Annotated in this window: 17 protein-coding genes; 6 read left to right on the top strand and 11 right to left on the bottom strand. The window is 37.4% G+C overall.

What is annotated here, in order from left to right; translation table 11 throughout:
• Positions 1-13: 13 nt before the first annotated feature.
• The 10 genes from dnaG to ASE92_RS01630 all read right to left on the bottom strand — a co-directional run bounded on the left by dnaG (position 14) and on the right by ASE92_RS01630 (position 11,609).
• Entirely contained in the window at positions 14-2,002 is a 1,989-nt protein-coding gene (gene dnaG, locus ASE92_RS01675; RefSeq protein WP_056848369.1) for a DNA primase, read from the bottom strand.
• A 109-nt stretch (positions 2,003-2,111) separates the two neighbouring features.
• Complete coding sequence (locus tag ASE92_RS01670; protein ID WP_056849244.1) at positions 2,112-2,771, bottom strand: SGNH/GDSL hydrolase family protein; 660 nt, start codon at positions 2,769-2,771, stop codon at positions 2,112-2,114.
• 16 nt (positions 2,772-2,787) lie between these two features.
• Complete coding sequence (locus ASE92_RS01665) at positions 2,788-4,365, bottom strand: serine hydrolase (protein ID WP_056848368.1); 1,578 nt, start codon at positions 4,363-4,365, stop codon at positions 2,788-2,790.
• Positions 4,366-4,422: 57 nt separating this feature from the next.
• Positions 4,423-5,364: a hypothetical protein gene (locus ASE92_RS01660; protein WP_056848367.1), complete on the bottom strand. Its 942-nt coding sequence runs from the start codon at positions 5,362-5,364 to the stop codon at positions 4,423-4,425.
• Positions 5,365-5,424: 60 nt separating this feature from the next.
• Entirely contained in the window at positions 5,425-6,609 is a 1,185-nt protein-coding gene (locus ASE92_RS01655) for a M20 family metallopeptidase (RefSeq protein WP_056848366.1), read from the bottom strand.
• Positions 6,596-7,039, bottom strand: coding sequence for an SPOR domain-containing protein (locus ASE92_RS01650; protein WP_082454876.1), 444 nt, complete (start codon positions 7,037-7,039; stop codon positions 6,596-6,598). The genes ASE92_RS01655 and ASE92_RS01650 overlap by 14 nt, the downstream gene beginning before the upstream one ends.
• 101 nt (positions 7,040-7,140) lie before the next feature.
• A complete protein-coding gene (locus ASE92_RS01645) occupies positions 7,141-7,437 on the bottom strand; it encodes a type II toxin-antitoxin system RelE/ParE family toxin (protein WP_056848365.1) in 297 nt (98 codons plus the stop codon).
• Positions 7,422-7,649, bottom strand: coding sequence for a hypothetical protein (locus ASE92_RS01640; protein WP_056848364.1), 228 nt, complete (start codon positions 7,647-7,649; stop codon positions 7,422-7,424). The genes ASE92_RS01645 and ASE92_RS01640 overlap by 16 nt, the downstream gene beginning before the upstream one ends.
• Before the next feature lie 220 nt (positions 7,650-7,869).
• A complete protein-coding gene (gene secA, locus ASE92_RS01635; RefSeq protein ID WP_056848363.1) occupies positions 7,870-11,172 on the bottom strand; it encodes a preprotein translocase subunit SecA in 3,303 nt (1,100 codons plus the stop codon).
• A 137-nt stretch (positions 11,173-11,309) separates the two neighbouring features.
• Complete coding sequence (locus ASE92_RS01630; protein ID WP_056848362.1) at positions 11,310-11,609, bottom strand: hypothetical protein; 300 nt, start codon at positions 11,607-11,609, stop codon at positions 11,310-11,312.
• 247 nt (positions 11,610-11,856) lie between these two features.
• Here ASE92_RS01630 and ASE92_RS01625 point away from each other — a divergent pair, with 247 nt between their 5' ends.
• From ASE92_RS01625 to ASE92_RS01600, 6 genes are all read left to right on the top strand, one after another.
• On the top strand, positions 11,857-12,360 hold the full coding sequence (locus ASE92_RS01625) for a hypothetical protein (RefSeq protein WP_056848361.1): 504 nt from the start codon (positions 11,857-11,859) through the stop codon (positions 12,358-12,360).
• A 2-nt stretch (positions 12,361-12,362) separates the two neighbouring features.
• Positions 12,363-13,052, top strand: coding sequence for a hypothetical protein (locus ASE92_RS01620; protein WP_056848360.1), 690 nt, complete (start codon positions 12,363-12,365; stop codon positions 13,050-13,052).
• Positions 13,053-13,286: 234 nt separating this feature from the next.
• A complete protein-coding gene (locus tag ASE92_RS01615) occupies positions 13,287-14,384 on the top strand; it encodes a VWA domain-containing protein (protein ID WP_056848359.1) in 1,098 nt (365 codons plus the stop codon).
• 84 nt (positions 14,385-14,468) lie between these two features.
• Positions 14,469-15,956, top strand: a complete 1,488-nt coding sequence (locus tag ASE92_RS01610; protein ID WP_056849243.1) for a sigma 54-interacting transcriptional regulator — start codon at positions 14,469-14,471, stop codon at positions 15,954-15,956.
• A 39-nt stretch (positions 15,957-15,995) separates the two neighbouring features.
• Complete coding sequence (locus tag ASE92_RS01605) at positions 15,996-16,742, top strand: AAA family ATPase (protein ID WP_056848358.1); 747 nt, start codon at positions 15,996-15,998, stop codon at positions 16,740-16,742.
• Between the two features lie 54 nt (positions 16,743-16,796).
• Positions 16,797-18,041, top strand: a complete 1,245-nt coding sequence (locus ASE92_RS01600) for a metallophosphoesterase (RefSeq protein WP_056848357.1) — start codon at positions 16,797-16,799, stop codon at positions 18,039-18,041.
• Between the two features lie 92 nt (positions 18,042-18,133).
• Here ASE92_RS01600 and ASE92_RS01595 read toward each other — a convergent pair whose 3' ends face one another.
• Positions 18,134-18,823 carry a response regulator transcription factor gene (locus tag ASE92_RS01595; protein ID WP_056848356.1) on the bottom strand — a complete coding sequence of 230 codons (690 nt, stop codon included), beginning with the start codon at positions 18,821-18,823 and terminating at the stop codon, positions 18,134-18,136.
• Positions 18,824-18,912 lie beyond the last annotated feature (89 nt).

Below are 18,912 nucleotides of genomic sequence, written 5' to 3'. Positions count from 1 at the left end.
ATTAATTCTGATCCTATTTCACAATTACTGAACCTAAGAACTTAGATATTTCCCGTTCCACTCCTTTTATAACACCGTAGCGCTGCATTAAAATCATTTGATTATCCCCATCCTTTTCGTCTTTAATTTCTTTTAACAAATTGGTCAAAATCTTATCAACCTTTCTTTTCTTCAGATGAAAAATGCCTCCTAAAATGGTTGCTTTGAGGTTCATACTTTCATCTTTAACGTAAATAAGGTGTTTATTGAGCCAGTTTTCACTTAAAGCATATTCTGATGTAGAAAGCGTGATGGCTAAATCTGCTAGGTCGCGATCTACGTGTTTTATAAAATGATTTGCAGTCGGTAATCTTCCGTTGTCAATCTCCGTTTTATAATGCTCGATAATCCTTTTACAAAGCGAATTTTCAAAGTCGACATCTGCCAGGTTTTGCATAATAAACGAACCGATATACATGTCATCGATCTTGTCCCAATTTACAAATTCATGCCCGTAAGTTAACAACAAGCGTACTATTTCCTTCTCCTGAATTTCGTCTGTTGCCGAAGCTGTTTGTTGGCTATCCGGGCCAGCATTGTCATCCCACAAATCGTCTGGTGGTCCTAATGGCTCAGGCGGACCAGATGAATAAGGATTACTATTATTGTTTGAAAAATTACTTTGAGCTCTTTGATTACTCTCGAAGTTTTTCTTGACTTTGTTTGAGCGCATTTTATTCAATTCGCTCATCAAAATTTTTTCTTCAATTTCAAGGAGGCTGCTCGATTCACGAACAAAAACCGATGCCTTAATTGGGTCAGGGATTTTCGCAATACTTTCTACAATATCGCGGATAATTCCAGCCCTCTTTATCGGATCATCGCCAGCATCTTTCAATAAAACATTGGCCTTGTAAAGGATAAAATCTTTACGGTTTTGCTCTAAATAAGTCTTGAAGGCACCTGCCCCTACATGGTGCATGTAAGAATCCGGATCATGCCCATCGGGAAATGAAACGATCTTAACGTTTAATCCCTCCTCCAGAATCATATCCAAACCACGCAATGAAGCTTTTATCCCAGCGGCATCACCATCAAATAAAATCGTAATATTTTGCGTAAAACGACCAATAAGTTTAATCTGTTCTACAGTCAAAGAGGTTCCGGAAGAAGCGACGACATTTTCTATGCCTGCCTGGTGTACAGAAAGCACATCGGCATATCCTTCGGCCAGATAACAGTTATCCAAATCTCGAATTGCCTTCTTCGCATGAAACAAGCCATAAAGAACATTTGATTTATGATAAATTTCGCTTTCGGGAGAGTTTACGTATTTGGGTACGTTTTTATCGGTTTTGAGGGTTCTGCCACCGAAGCCAATTACCCTGCCCGTAAAACCATGAATAGGAAACATCACCCGGCCACGAAAGCGGTCGTAAATTTTCCCATTATCGTTCTTGATAGATAATCCGGTAGATTCTAAAAACTCCAGTTTATGGCCTGCATTGGTAGCGCTTTGAGTTAAGGCATCCCAAACATCGGGCGAATAACCTACTTCAAATTTCTTAAGGATATCTTCCCGAAAACCACGCTCTTTAAAATAGCTGAGTCCAATTCCTTTCCCTTCATCTGTTTCCCAAAGTTGTTTTACAAAAAATGTTGATGCAAATTGAGATACGATGTACAAACTTTCTTTGGCGCTTTGTGCCTCGGCATCTTGTGGGGTGAGTTCAGTTTCCTCAACTTCAATATTGTATTTATTGGCTAAAAACTTAAGCGCTTCAGGATACGAATATTTCTCGTGATCCATAATGAAACGCACAGAATCGCCTCCTTTTCCGCATCCAAAGCATTTGTAAATACCTTTGGTTACAGAAACGTGGAAAGAAGGGGTTTTTTCGCCATGGAAAGGACAATTGCCAATTAAACTAGTTCCGCGTTTTTTTAAGTGCACAAAATCACCTACTACCTCCTCAATTCGGGCGGTATCCATTATCTTATCTATCGTTTCGCGGTTTATCATTCTAGTTTTACGTTTTAAGTAATATGTTTACGTCTACCGACTCCACTTATAACCTGCAACTTATAACATTCAAAAATTTCTACAGGCATCTAGACTTACAACTTTCAACCTACCTCACCAAAGGCAATAACTGATCAGCCACCAATTTATTTCCAGCTTCGTTTAAATGAACACGATCTGTAGTTAAAATACCTTTCTCTTTGTCCTCAGGATTGTTTTTCGCCTCGTACTCAGTGAAGATTTTTCTCAAATCGCAAACTGGTAAATTGTTTTTTGCAGCCAGCTTTCTTATCCCTTCGGCATATTTATTTAAGTCTGCATCGAGCTCATTGGTTCCGTCTTTCTTTTCTCCTACAACAGATGGTGTAACCAAAATCACCTTACTACCAACACCCTGAATTTTGTTAATTAAGGCTTGATAAAACTTTAAATATTTATCATAATCAGTTCCGGTATGGGATGATTGTTTGTGCCAAACATCATTAATCCCCACATAAATAACTACCAGATCTGGTTTTTTATTTAATACATCATCTTCCAAGCGTAGATACAAATCGTATATCTTGTTGCCACCAATACCAGCTCCTGTAACAGCGTACTTTGTAGAATCTAAAGCTTTTTTTATTAGGGTAACATAGCCATTTTTAGAAACGCCTTGCTGCGTGATAGAGTCTCCAAAGAAGATAATATGTTTTGGTTTAAATGTCATTGAAGTTAATGCAATTAGGCAAAAGCTTAGTAAAATGCCTGTTCTGAATAAATTTTTCATTGAAATATAGGTTTGATTATTTTTGATCAATCTTTTTTAGATCCAGATCCTGAAAATCGAAACTAAAATCGGTTAATGGAGAAATTGCCTCCATTTTAAAGCCTGTAGGTTTTCCTTCAGTGTCAAGCGAAAAGTTCACAAATGCATCCGCATCCATACTTCTATCGTACCATTTAACAATAAAAGTATTGCCTTTGTAATACACCATATCGCCGCTTAACTTTAGGGAGTTTTTTGCCTGGAAATGCATTTTCCCATTTACATTGCTAATGGTAACTACACCAAACCAAACATCGCTGTAAGTACCCAAATAATTTTTTAAATCTGGCTTATTAGTACCGTCTTTTTGAGCGGAGGCAATATCAGCCCAAATTTTATCAGTCACTTTTTTAGCGTATTCCTTATCTTCTTTCTCACTATCGGTTACTTCTTTAACTCTGTCTTTGCCCTTGATACCAAAATAGCCATCCTTAATGGCTTCAGTAATTGCAGTAAAAGCGCCTCCAGATTGTTGATTCGTCAGCACAATAATACCCAACTTTAAATCCGGTATTAAAGTTACTTCACTTACCATTCCAGCCAGACCACCGGTATGCTCAGCCACCATATAACCTTTTTCATCACTCAAAAACCAACCTAATCCATAACCAAAAAAATGCCTGTTATAATCTCCTTTTCCGGCAGGGATGATGCTGTGCAAGGTCCACATTCTGTTCTGAGAAGCTCTGCTAAATAAGGTTTTATCTAATTTCTCGCCATACTTTCCTCCGTTTAATTGCGTAATTGCCCATTTGCTTAAATCTGCTACGCTCGAATTCATTCCACCAGCGGCATTGCTATTCTCGGAGAAATCTTTTGGGATGACTGATACTTTCCCATTCACAGGCGCATGTGCATCAATAATATTCGTCTTATCTTTTAATCGATTAAAAGAAAGCGCAGTACTATTCATGCCTAATGGTTGCGCAATTTTTTGCTCAATAAAATCTTCATATTTCATTCCAGAAATCCGTTCGATTACTTCGCCGGCCACGATGTAAAGCAAGTTATCGTAATCCCATTTGGTACGGAAACTAGAAACAGGTTTGAGATACCGTAAATTATGAATGATTTGTTTTTTTGAAACGGTTGAAGAATCAGGCCAAATCATTAAATCACCGGCACCAAGACCTAAGCCACTTCTATGCGAAAGTAAATCGCTGATGGTAAACTCAGAAGTAACATATGCATCGTATAATTTAAACTCAGAAATAATGTCGGTTACTTTCGTGTCCCAGGTAATTTTCTTTTCATCTATCAGCATGGCTAAGGCTGCTGCTGTAAATGCTTTGGTGTTCGAGGCAATACCAAAAAGGGTATTTTCATCAACCTTTAATTTATTTTTTAAAGACCGAACACCATAACCTTTGGCGTGGATTACCTTTCCATCTTTTACTACTGCTATCGCAATACCAGGAACATTTAAAGCAGTTAAGGTTTTTTCTGCAACACTGTCGATTTGTTTAGATGTAAGTACCTGAGCAGACAGATTCGTACTGCAAAAGATCAGTAGAAAACTCGCTTGTATAAAGGTTTTTTGAAATGATAATCGCATGGAGGGTGGGTTTAAATATCGCTTAAAGATAATCATTCTTTCAGGAGCATCTTTCGCCTACTTATCCTTTTCAAGCTTATAATCTTTATGTACAATGAGGAAACTTGCCCGCTCTTCTTTTTTGAAAGGGTAGTCCCAATTTCCCTGATACGTAATCTTCGTAGGCAGTTTATCATCGCCGAAATAACCCATTTCAATATTCATTTGAACATCAAAATCAAACAGCATGTTGCCATATTTCATATCCACATAACGCCCCAGAATATTGAAATTTCGTTTATCAAAAATAGTAACCAGTTCTTTGATCATGATACCATCTTTTGTCCAACTGGAGATATCTGGCTTGACAGAAACCTTAAAGCGATAAACAGGAATGGAATCTAAATAAGTTCCACTGGTAAAAGCGTAATCATAATACTGGCGCATATTTGCCGAAAAAATTTCTGTTTTACTGCCAATAAACGGCACTTTAACCGGCCGACCGGGATTGAAGATTAGCGTTTTTAACTTGTTTTTGTAGCTCTCATTGGTACCACCTTTTCCGTCAGCGGCTGGTGCATTGGGCACAAAATCAGTGTTATAGGCATTCATAAAAATGTAATCGAACATTTCTACCGTATACAGTTGATACTTACCGTTTTTCTTATAAAGATTACCACTTTCTTCTTTGACTAAATACTCCATTTTATACTTGCCGGCGTTGTTGTGTTTTATCTTCCGATAAATTTTTCCATCAACTTTGTTTTTCTTGTTATAGCTGAAGATTCTGTTTTCAGCTATGAAGCTGTAGCGCTTCATGTCTCTGAATGATTGATAGAAAGATGTATCATTTACCACTTTATTAATGAAGGTTTCGATGTTTAACCGCTCCGCTTTAATATTGACTACCGAATCTAAAGTAATTGTTTTAATCGTATCGGGATTAAAACGAGGAATTTCTTGAGCAAAACCACTAAAAATGAAAGCGGATAAAATGGTAATCAAAAATAATTTCTTCATGTATAATGGTATATAATATGGTGATGTAAGTGAGATTTTGACTGTGCCACACTACATCAATTAATTTCCAAGCTGCTTTAGGGCGATATAAGCCATTAAACCAGTAGAAATTTTAAGTGCATCCTCGTCAATATCAAACTTTGGCGTATGCACAGAATACTGCGTATCCTTTGCTGCGTTACCAGTACCTAAACGATAAAAACAAGCATCTGTTACCTGTGAGTAGAAAGAAAAATCTTCAGCAGCCATCCAAATGTCTAAATCAATTACATTTTCTTTGCCTAAAAATTCCTCAGCAAATGATCTGGCATTAGCCGTTAATTTTTCCTCATTGATAAGGAAAGGATAACCCTTGTGGATATCAAAATCACAACTTCCGCCCATGGCTTCGGCAATACCTTCGGCCATTTTTTTCATGCGTTTATGTGCCTCTGCTCTCCAGTCTTCATCTAAAGTTCTAAAAGTACCTTCAATTTTAACTTCATTTGGAATGATGTTGGTTGCGCCATTTGCCGTTACTTTACCGAACGACAAAACAGAAGGCAAACGCGGATCGGCGTTACGGGAAACGATTTGCTGTAAGGCAACAATGATGTGTGAGGCAATTAAAACCGGATCGATATTTTGGTGCGGCTGTGCGCCGTGGCCACCTTTTCCGGTTACGGTCACGTATAATTCATCGGTTGATGCCATATAAATACCTGAACGAAAACCGACTTTACCCGACTCAATTAAGGGCATCACGTGCTGACCAACGATGTAATTTGGCTTCGGATTTTCAAGAACGCCTTCCTTGATCATGATACTCGCACCGCCCGGCAACAGCTCTTCTGCAGGTTGGAAGATCAATTTGATAGTCCCACCAAACTCATCTTTCAATTGATTTAGGATATAAGCTGAACCTAAAAGTGAAGAGGTGTGTACATCGTGACCACAGGCATGCATTACTCCTGGATTTTTAGACGCATATGGTTTATCGTTCGCTTCCAGAATTGGCAAGGCATCCATATCAGCACGTAAGGCAATCACCTTATCTGATGGTAAATTTCCCTTAATTAAACCTACAACGCCTGTATTTGCGCAATCGGTAAATTCGATTCCCCAAGCCAATAGCTTGTCTTTGACAAATTTTGAAGTTTCGAACTCTTGATAAGATAATTCAGGATTGGCGTGAATATGTTGACGGTAATCTACTACATCATTAAAAATAGAGGCAGCAAGTTCTTGGATTTTATTTTTGATCATCAGTAATAGTCGTATCTAATTGAGGAGCATTAATTTTTTCCCTAAAAATAAACAATGTTGGGAAAGCAGGTCGGATTTCATTCATCAAACTTTGTGCTTCTAAACGTGTTCTAAAATCGCCCACTCTAATGTAATAATTAGGCTCCTTGTAAATAAGGTAAGTATTAAATTTTGGGTAGAGACTTTTAAATCGGGCCTGTTGATTAAACACTTCTCTCCTATCTGAACCATAAAATACTTGCACCCGATAGCCATATGAAGAAACAATTGGCTTTCCTATTTTCACTTCACCAGTAGTTTTATAAACTTCAGAACGCTTTGCGATCAAACTATCGATGAGTGGATCTTTTATAACAGTTACTTCGCCTCGCTGAGCAAAAGATGCTGAAAACAGAAATAAGCTTAGTATTAGCGTGAGTATTATCTTCATTTGTAATTAACCATGACATTCCAAAATTGTTTAAAAACAAGAATGCCGAATTCTTAGCAAAAATCGGCATTCTTTATGGGTTGTGCAAATGGTAGTTTTGACTAGAGAATTTTTAACTGATCAGGATTTTGTTTGGTTGGCCAAATACTGTGAATGATAATTTGATATTCATTGCTTTCATAGAAAATAACATATTCAAGAACAATTAAACCTCTCACATTTTCAATTGGAGATCGCATGCCCAATTCAGGATGTTTAACTAATAAGTTGATTTCCTTAGTAAATTTTTGGTATAGCTTTGAAGAAAATTTTTTATTGCCATTCCGTTTGGCATAAAATTCCAGAATGGCGAAGAGTTTAATTCTAGCTTTGTGTGACCAAATTATTTCTTTAGCCATGTTTTTATTTCATCATCCAATGTAGATTGTTCTACATATGATCCACATTCTATTTGTGTTTGGGATGAAATAATTTCTTCACGCTGATCGGTGGTCAGAGTTATGGATTTATCATTGAAATCTGATTCTACAATAGTAACACCAAAATCTTTAAGAACTTGCTTTACAATTGAACTTTTCTCATCAGGAATTTTTATGATCAATGTTTCCATAAATCAAAAATACTAAAATTAAATTGTATAAGATAAAGCCGGATATTTAAAAAATCCGGCGTTTTTGTATAGGCTATAGACTTACGAGATTATATGTGGTAAAAAGTCTCAATTGGTTGTACTTATGCGCCCATTGATATTTGTTTAATTAAAAAAATTAGTTTAAAAAAAAAGCCCTGACAAAAGTCAAGGCTTTTATAGTTTTGATTAAAAAACTCCTTTACAAATTCGCTCCGTGGCAGTTTTTAAACTTTTTACCACTTCCACATGGGCAAGGTTCATTACGTCCAACGGTTGCTTCTTTACGAATCGGTTGTTGCGGAACGGCCTCGCGGGTATCGCCAAATTCTACACCTGGCTGCTCAGCACCAAACTCTTGTTTAGTGGTCTGCAATTTCGGTTGTTTAACAGGTGCTGGTGCTTCTCTAACCTCATCAGCTTCTTGCTGAACAGGAATACCACCTTTATACAAGAAACTTACTACTTCTTTATTCACTGCGTTAAGCATGTTTTTAAACAAGTTAAAAGCTTCCATTTTGTAAATCACCAATGGATCTTTCTGCTCATAAACTGCATTTTGAACAGATTGCTTTAAATCATCCATTTCACGTAAATGCTCTTTCCAGCTATCATCAATCAAGGCCAGAACGATTGTTTTTTCAAATGAACGAACAACTTCTTTTCCCTTATTATCAATTGCTTTCTTTAAATCAACAGCAACCTGAATTCCACGGATTCCATCGGTAAATGGAACTACTATTTGCTCAATGTGCTCACCACGTTCTTCGTAAACCTGAGTTAAAACTGGTAACGACTGGTGAATAATGGCTTCTGATTTACGAGCGTAAAATGATTCAGCCTCTTCAAATAAACGCTCTGTTAATTGCGCTACATTGGTAGACGAGAAATCTTTCTCTGTAATTTCAGTGTCCAAAGAGAAGTTTTTAATTACTTCCAGTTTAAAACCATCGTAATTTCCTTCTTGTTTATATTCATTAACGATATCCTCAGCAACATCATAAACCATGTTGTTCATATCTACATCTAACCGCTCGCCAAAAAGGGCATTTTTACGTTTAGCATAAATAACAGTACGTTGAGAATTCATCACATCATCGTACTCTAACAAACGTTTACGGATACCAAAGTTGTTTTCCTCTACTTTCTTTTGAGCACGTTCGATAGATTTGGTAATCATAGAATGTTGAATCACTTCGCCATCTTCGATACCCATACGAACCATGATGCTTGAAATTCTTTCAGAACCGAATAAACGCATTAAGTTATCTTCTAACGAAACGAAGAATTGTGATGAACCTGGATCGCCCTGACGACCAGCACGACCACGTAACTGCCTGTCTACACGACGAGACTCATGACGCTCTGTACCCACAATTGCTAAACCACCAGCTTCTTTAACACCTGCGCCCAATTTAATATCTGTACCACGACCAGCCATATTGGTTGCAATGGTTACCGTTCCGGCCTGACCAGCTTCTGCAACAATATCAGCCTCTTTCTGGTGCATTTTTGCATTCAGTACGTTGTGCTTAATTCCGCGAAGTTTTAGCATACGGCTCAATAATTCGGAAATCTCTACCGATGTTGTACCTACCAGCACTGGTCTGCCTGCTTCCGTTAATTTTACAATTTCATCGGCAACAGCATTATATTTCTCCCGAACGGTACGGTAAACATAATCCTGCTGATCCAAACGGGAAATGTTTCTGTTGGTTGGAATTTCAACCACATCTAATTTATAAATCGACCAGAATTCGCCTGCTTCCGTGGTTGCCGTACCCGTCATACCGCAAAGTTTGTGGTACATACGGAAATAGTTTTGCAACGTTACGGTAGCATAAGTTTGGGTGGCATCTTCTACCTTAACATTTTCTTTAGCCTCAATAGCCTGATGTAAACCGTCAGAGTAACGACGGCCATCCATAATACGACCTGTTTGCTCATCAACAATTTTAATTTTCCCTTCATCAATGATGTATTCCACATCAATTTCAAACAAAGTATAGGCTTTTAATAATTGATTTACCGAATGAATCCGCTCTGCTTTAACAGAATAATCCCGCATTAAAGCATCTTTTTGAACAACCTTTTCTTCTAAAGGCATATCAGATTTTTCCAATTCAGCTACTTCAGTACCCACATCTGGCAATACAAAGAAATGAGGGTCTTCGCCAGATTGAGTAATCAATTCGATACCTTTCTCCGTTAACTCTACCTGATTGTTTTTCTCATCGATATAGAAATACAATTCCGAATCAACTTTAGGCATATTTTTAGATTGATCAGCCATGTAGTAGTTTTCAGTTTTTAACAACAAACCACGAACACCGCTTTCACTCAAAAATTTAATTAATGCTTTATTCTTTGGTAAACCACGATAAGCACGTAATAGCGCCAAACCACCTTCACCCTCTTCTGTACCGGTGTTACCCGCATTAATTAACTTTTTAGCCTCATTTAAAGCAGAAGAAACATAAGCTTTCTGAGCATTTACCAACCGCTCAATACGTGGTTTTAACTCATAAAATTCGTGCTCATCTCCTCGGGGAATAGGGCCTGAAATAATTAATGGTGTACGGGCATCATCAATTAAAACTGAATCGACCTCATCTACCATGGCAAAATGTTGTTTACGCTGCACCAATTGATCAGGCGTTTGCGACATATTGTCACGCAGGTAATCAAAGCCAAATTCGTTATTGGTTCCGTAAGTAATATCAGCCGCATAAGCTTTTCTTCTCTCTTCAGAGTTTGGCTCATGCTTATCAATACAATCGACACTAATTCCGTGGAATTCGAATAGTGGACCATTCCACTCACTATCCCTACGGGCCAGGTAATCATTCACCGTTACAATGTGAACGCCTTGACCTGCAAGCGCATTTAAATATGCTGGCAAGGTAGAAACCAAAGTTTTACCCTCACCAGTTGCCATTTCGGCAATTTTACCACTGTGCAAAACAATACCACCGATTAACTGAACATCGTAGTGAACCATGTTCCATACTACTTCGGTACCTGCGGCATCCCAACGATTAGCCCATTGAGCTTTGTCGCCAACGATTTTCACATTGTTTTTACGAGCAGCATAATCTCTATCAAACTGTGTGGCCGTTACTTCTAGATAATCGTTCTCACTTAAACGACGAGAAGTTTCCTTAACTACGGCAAATGCTTCAGGAAGAATCTCCAATAGCACTTTTTCCAATTCAGTATCACGCTCTTTACCTAAAGCATCAACCTGATCGTAGATGGCAGTTTTTTGATGAAGATCTAAACCATCTCCTTCAGCATCAGCTTTTAACGCCGCAATTTTACTATCGATATCAGCTAAAAAAGAGGCTATTTTTTCTTTAAATTGAATGGTTTTCCCACGTAATTCGTCGTTACTAAGTACCGATAGTTTACTAAATTGTTCATTTATGGCAACAACCAATGGCTGAATTGCCTTTATATCTCTCTCTGATTTACTTCCGAAAATCTTTGCTAAAAATCCTAACATTATTGTATTTTAAATCTTATTTATTATTGAAAAAGGGTTGATTCCAACAACCAGAATATTGACTTTTAATAAGTCAATTGGGCTGCTGAGGGTTTAAATGGGAATAAAATCTTTTAAAAAGATCTAGAAAAACGAAATTATGGACTATTGTTTTTTGGCTTTTTACGAATGGTCAAATCAGAGATTAACTGATTTACGCATACATATTTAACAGTTTTTGATGGAGCTTGAGTACCGCTTAAAGCAAGCGCAGTGTAAGATAATAAGTAAGGGTTATGCTCCTCATTTAACTGAACGGAAGCTTTCCCGGGGTTATTTACACTAATTTTGTGTTCACTACAATATTCGTTCAATATTCTTAGCCCTTCAACACGCTCGGCTTTTGCCAAATGTGTTAAACTAAAAAATACAAGAGATATGGTAACGAGGTGTTTCATTAATTTGCGGCAAAGCTAGTTTTAATCTTTTACAAAATGAAATTACACTTACTCAAAAACTATACCCCTAATTTTGAATCCTATATTTGAGACCTTTTTTTGCAACAAATTGCGAAGAATTCATTTCCGTGAATTAATTACTGACACCAAACCCTACAGTTGACATACATTCAAAGTAAGGTTGTTCCCTCATTTTTATTTGCAAAAGAGGTTAGGAAATACTGACGTCCTTTTTTAATTTTATACCATGCCGCAAAAAGTAATTACGATAGGTTACCGGAAGATAATTGATGATTCAAGCCTAAACCATTGGGATAAGTTTATCCATGAAGACAGTTTTTTAGAGTTCCAAATGCAATCGCAGCTTTTCAATCAGGAAGAAAAGTACAATACATTTGCCGAGCTAATTTTAAATGTACCAGAGGCAGATAAACTTCACTTTTTAGTAAGCGCAGCCATTACAGGTTATCTAAGACAACTGAATGGCATTATTCCAGATATTTTAGATAACCTTGGAAGAAAATTTCTACCCTTTGAAAATTTCAAATTTGAGATTATTAACTCCGACATCAATGATATCGAACAGCATAAGGTTGCTATTAACTTTTTTTCTAAACCCATGATCTGGCATGATAGCCTTCATCACTATTTATTGCTCTCGCCATACAGTGAGGTAACCGAGCCGGAGGTGGTTACTCATCTTCTTCAAATTCAACAGTTTGTAAGTATTCATTCTATAAAAACTATTTAACAATGGGGTTAACACCTGATAAATTATTCCTTGCTGAGGAACGTGGTCTAAAAACAACGGATACCTTAAAAAGATATAGCACATTTAACTTCGAACAATTTTTTAGCGAGCATAAGCGTGCCATCGGAAACTTATTTATCTGCAATGTTGATTCTATAGCTGCTGGCAAAATGATCTTTTTTCTTTCCAAGGAAGATTCTTATCAATTATTTTTTCCCACTACAGGAAGAATAGATATTGTTCAGGGAGGGAAAGAATTTGGAGTTGAGACTGGTGAAGTACAGGTTTTAAATTTAGGTAAAGGTGAGGTTTTAGAAATCAGTAATCCGTATCCAAATGAGGAAATCAATTATATCCAGCTGGCCATTACCACCGATCTCTTTTTGCTTAGGGCCAGTGAAATGTTATTTAAATTCGATTTTGAGGAAGATAAAAACCATTTCATTGAAATTGTTAATCATGCTAAACTTCCGTTCAGGCTAAACGTGGGTACTTTTGCCAATGGCCAGGAATTGATTTGTAAGCTCCAAAGCAAAGATCACAAACTCTTTTTCTTTGTAATTGATGGCACCTTTCGTATTGATGGAAGAATATTAAAAGCCAGGGATGGTCTGTCGCTTTGGGATTTAGAACAAGTTCAGATTGTGTCGTTGAGCGATAACGCAGTCATTTTAGTATTGGAGCATCTTTAGCAAATTTGATCCCGCTGAATCACGACGAAGTCTTTTGATAAATTATGCACTTGAAGAACGCAAGCTGGCAGATTTCCATTGATTTAAACGTTTTGAATCCAACGTTGTTATTCAAACTTTTCTCGCTAGCGTTTTTGAATTACTCTGGCTCTCTGCTTTCACCCAAATATGACACCCCGCTTAAATTAATCCAAATCGAAACTTTTACCTTTAATAATCCGTTAATACACATACATGAGAGGTTTTCGTTTTTCTGATTATAAGCCTGGCGATACGCCACAAGGTGGGTTTGATGAGTTGCTGAAATTGTTTAGCGAACTGCTTAACTATACAGCAGGTGATGCGGCAGAGGCTTTAAGCTGGCTCAATGAACTCGACAAGCAATACAAACTAACAAATAATGATTATGGCATCGGGAATTTCATCGATGACCTGAAAGAAAAAGGCTACCTCACTGAAGACAACCAATCGGGAGAGTTTAAAATTACTGCCAAAACAGAACAAACTATCCGCAAATCGGCCTTGGATGAGATTTTTGGAAAGCTGAAAAAATCTGGTAGAGGGAATCACAATAGCAACCAATCGGGTATTGGTGAAGAGAAAAATGCCGATAGACGCGAGTATAGTTTTGGCGATAGTTTGGATCAGATCGACATGACAGCCTCTATCCAAAATGCTCAGATTAACCATGGCATTGGAGATTTCACCCTAACCGATAGAGATTTAGAGGTAGAGGAAAAGGATTTTAAAACACTTACTTCAACCGTGTTGATGATCGACATATCGCATTCCATGATTTTGTATGGAGAGGACAGAATTACTCCTGCTAAAAAAGTGGCAATGGCCTTAGCCGAACTTATTAAAACGAAGTACCCAAAAGATACTTTAGACATTGTGGTTTTCGGCAATGATGCCTGGCCGATTACTGTTAAAGATTTACCTTACCTTCAAGTTGGTCCCTATCACACCAATACTTTTGCTGGTTTAGAGTTGGCTACAGATTTACTTCGCCGCCGCAAAACACATAACAAGCAAATTTTTATGATTACAGATGGTAAGCCAACCTGTTTGAAAGAAAATGGAAAGTACTACAAAAACAGCATGGGCCTGGATAGAAAGGTAATTAACAAAACCTTAAATATGGCTGCACAATGTAAACGATTGAAAATTCCAATCACCACATTTATGATTGCAAAAGACCCATACCTCCAACAATTCGTTCGCCAGTTTACCGAAATTAATGGTGGAAGAGCTTTTTACAGCTCCCTAAACGGATTAGGTGAATACATTTTTGAAGATTACATTAAAAATAGAAGAAAGACTGTAAAATAGAAATAAGAACAAAGATAAAAGAGCAAAGATTATATTTTCACATTTATGACTTTAATCCTTGCTCCTTTATCCTTACTCCAATATATGCAAAACACAACATTAGGCCAGTTAAAGGCAACAAATTATAAATCTCGGAGTGTAAAAGAAGAACTTAGAGAGAACTTAATCAAGGTACTTCGAGATAAGAAAACGGAGTTCGAAGGGATTATTGGTTACGATGAAACAGTGATTCCGGAGTTGCAAACTGCAATTCTTTCCCGTCATAACATCTTACTTCTGGGTCTACGCGGGCAGGCTAAAACACGTATTGCCCGTTTAATGGTAAACCTACTAGATGAATATGTTCCGTACGTTGCAGGTAGCGAAATTTTCGATGACCCATTGAACCCTATTTCATGGTATGCGAAAAACGAAATTGCTACTCAAGGTGATGAAACCGAGATTGCCTGGTTACACCGCAGCGAGCGTTATACCGAAAAGTTGGCTACGCCTGATGTTACTGTCGCCGATTTAATTGGTGATGTTGATCCGATTAAGGCCGCTACTTTAAAACTAACTTACAACGATGAGCGTGTTATTCACTTTGGTTTAATTCCAAGAGCGCACCGCAGTATTTTCGTTATTAACGAATTGCCAGATCTGCAAGCTCGTATCCAGGTGGCTCTGTTTAACATGCTCCAGGAAAAAGATATACAAATTCGTGGTTTCAAACTCCGTTTGCCTTTGGATATCCAATTTGTGTTTACGGCAAACCCAGAAGATTACACCAACCGTGGAAGCATTGTTACACCATTGAAAGATAGAATTGAAAGTCAGATTTTAACCCACTATCCGAAAAGCATCGAAATTTCCCGTAAAATTACTTTTCAAGAAGCCAAGCTTACTAGCGAGCAACGTGATAATATTGAAGCGGATGGGTTGGTTAAAGATTTAGTGGAGCAAATTGCTTTCGAGGCACGTAAAAGCGAATACATTGATCAAAAATCGGGGGTATCGGCAAGACTAACCATTTCAGCTTATGAGAACTTAATAAGCACAGCCGAAAGACGGATGTTAATTTCGGGTGAGAAAAATACTTTTGTTCGTTTATCTGATTTGGCTGGGATTATCCCCGCTATTACCGGTAAAATAGAATTGGTTTACGAAGGCGAATTGGAAGGACCTGCACATGTGGCAACAACTCTAATCGGTAAGGCAGTTAAAACCTTATTTGCCCGCTATTTCCCAGATCCTGAAAAGGCGAAGAAAACCAAAACGGCTAATCCATATACTGTAATTACCGAATGGTTTACTGAAGGAAATAATATCGATGTTACCGATACCTTGACCAATGCGCAATACAAAAAGGCATTGATGCTGGTTCCAAGTTTATATGATACGGTAAAGAAATTTCATCCTAAATTAAGTGAAAACCAAACCCTTCTTTTGATGGAATTTGTGTTGCACGGCCTCGCAGAATATTCTCAATTGAGCAAAAACTATTTGAACGGAGGTTTTGGGTTCTCAGATATGTTTGGCAGTTTATTTAATGCCGAGTTTGACGAGGAAGAAGATGAAGACGATTTTAGGTAGTAGTTAGTGAAAGATTTAATAACTTCTAGAAGAAACTAAATGGAATTTAACGGATATCTTTTATCGCTGAGGCTAAATCGGCAAAATCTTCCAGAAAGATATCCGTTTAATATTCCTTGTTTAAAATCTTTTGAAGAATTGGTTTTTCATCCAAAAGTAACGTTTCTAACCGGTGAAAATGGAGTTGGCAAATCAACATTAACTGAGGCAATCGCCGTTAATCTTGGCTTCAATGCTGAAGGAGGAAGTAAGAATTTCAATTTTAAAAGTACTGAAACCCATTCCGATTTACATAACTATTTAACAATAGCAAAAAGTTTTAAGAAACCAAGAGACGGTTTTTTCTTAAGGGGTGAAAGTTTTTACAATGTTGCCAGTGAGATTGACAAACTTGATGAAGAAGGTGGAGAACCAAAAATCATTGACTCTTATGGCGGACTTTCGTTGCATAAGCAATCTCATGGGCAGTCATTTTGGTCACTGTTTATGAATCGATTTAACGGAAATGGTGTTTATATTTTGGATGAGCCCGAATCGGCACTTTCTGCAACTAAGCAAATTGCAATGTTATCCAAAATTAACAGCTTGGTTAATCTAGATGCCCAGTTTATCATTACCACACATTCTCCAATATTGCTGGCTTACCCAAATGCATCAATTTATGAAATGGCTGACGAAGATATAACAAGGGTGAGCTATGAGGAAACTGAAGTTTATCGGGTTTACAAATCCTTTCTAGATAACCCTAACAGAATTCTAAACAGTTTATTGACTGCAAATACCTAATTTAGCAGGCCAATAAAGTACCCAAATTTTTAATTTAAATCGAACAACCCAAGTATGGGAAGACTTCCTTTCATCATCGTTGCCTGTATATTTATTATTGCATTCGATATTTATTGCTACAAAGCAATTGTTTCTGTTTTTAAAAACTGGAAACCACGCACCAAAAAGGTATTTGGAATTTTATATTGGTCTTATAGCATTCTTTTAATTTTTGGTGTTTTCGCAGGAATTTACTTAAACCTGTTTCTTACTTTAAGAGCTATCATTTTAGTGGCTTTCTTTCTCACAGTAGCCTGCAAATTTGCAATGTTGCCATTTTTAGTGCTAGATGATTTGCGTAGGTTATTCATAAAGATTTTCAGAAAAAAACCTACTGCAGAAGACCAGCCAATAAGCGAAGCAGAACCGATTTCACGTTCAGAGTTTCTAGTTAAAGCTGGTTTAGTAGCAGCAGCAGTTCCTTTAACTTCTTTAAGCTGGGGCATTATTTCCGGTGCCTATGATTATCAGGTGAGAAAGGTTAATCTAATTCTACCTAATCTTCCAAAAGCTTTCGATGGAATTACAATGGCCCAAATTTCCGATATCCATTCAGGTAGTTTTTATAACAAAACCGCAGTTAAAGGTGGTGTAGAAATGCTAATGGATCAAAAACCTGACTTTGTTTTCTTCACCGGAGATTTGGTTAATAACCTCACCAATGAAGTTAAAGATTATCAAGATATTTTCGCAAAAGTTAAAGCGCCACTTGGCGTATATTCTTCTTTGGGGAACCATGATTATGGCGACTACTATTTTGGCAAAACATCATCTCCGGCAAAGGTTAAAAACCTAAAAGATATGGTTGATGTACATAAAATTATGGGTTACGATTTGTTGATGAACGAACACCGCAGATTAAAAGTTGATGGGGAAGAAATTGGTATTTTAGGTATAGAAAACTGGGGAATGGGCCGTTTTCCAAAATATGGTAAAATGGAACTGGCTGTTCAAAATACCGACGACCTGCCTGTTAAATTATTGCTCAGTCACGACCCTTCGCATTGGCGGGGTGAAGTGCTACAAAAATACCCGCAAATTGATGCAATGTTCAGTGGCCACACCCATGGAATGCAGTTTGGCGTTCGCTTAAAAGAATACCAATGGAGTCCGGTGCAATACATATATAAAGAATGGGCCGGATTGTATCAGGAGCAAAAACAACAGCTTTACGTTAACGTCGGTTATGGATTTTTAGGCTATCCGGGAAGAGTTGGAATTTTGCCAGAAATAACTGTATTTACGTTAAGAAGAGCGTAGAGAATTTTGAATTAGAAAATTGATGGAATGAGAGAATGGGCGATACCGTAAAAACATTCTCTCATTCAAAACTTCATTCATTCAATCATTTCTTATCCCGCATTAAAACGATAACCCACACCGCGAACGGTTTGCAGCAATTGTGGATTATCTGGATTTAACTCAATCTTTTTACGCAGGCGAACAATGTGCATATCCAATGTACGGGTGTTAACGTCTGAATTGTAGCCCCAAACCACCAACATTAACTCATCGCGATTAATTACTTTTCCTGGATTGCGCAAGAAATAAAGCAAAATCCGATTTTCTAAAATGGTAAGCTCAATTTTCTTTCCATCTCTAAATAAAGTATGAATATTCGGATGATGCTCCATATTGCCGAAACGGTGAATTTCAGCGGTATCTTTATTTACGATGAACTTTACTTTACTTTCCAGCATCGCAACCAAAACATCCATATTAAATGGCTTGGTAATATAATCTGATGCGCCAAAGTTATAAGCATCAATTTTATCAACATCCTGTGCCTTAGCTGTCATCATAATGATTAGATTTTCGAAACCTTGTTTACGAACACTTTCACAAACCTCGGCACCTTGCTTTCCTGGCATCATCCAGTCCAATAAAACAATATCTGGTTGGTCAGCTATAATCATCCGCTCACCCGATTCGCCATCATTGGCTTCTAAAACATTATAGCCTTCAGTTTTTAAACGATGTGCGACTAAAAAGCGAAGATTTTCATCATCCTCAACAATTAATATTTTTACTTCTTTAGACATTTTTGTGTGTTTATATGTTGTAAAGTTCAAAGGTTGAAATGTTAACTATGGCAAACAAAATCACAACATTCAGACTTTACAGTATTTTA

Source organism: Pedobacter sp. Leaf41 (assembly GCF_001422545.1).
Classification (GTDB): Bacteria; Bacteroidota; Bacteroidia; order Sphingobacteriales; family Sphingobacteriaceae; genus Pedobacter.
Note: the sequence above shows the minus strand (reverse complement) of the source record. Positions and strands in the feature narration are given on the sequence as shown.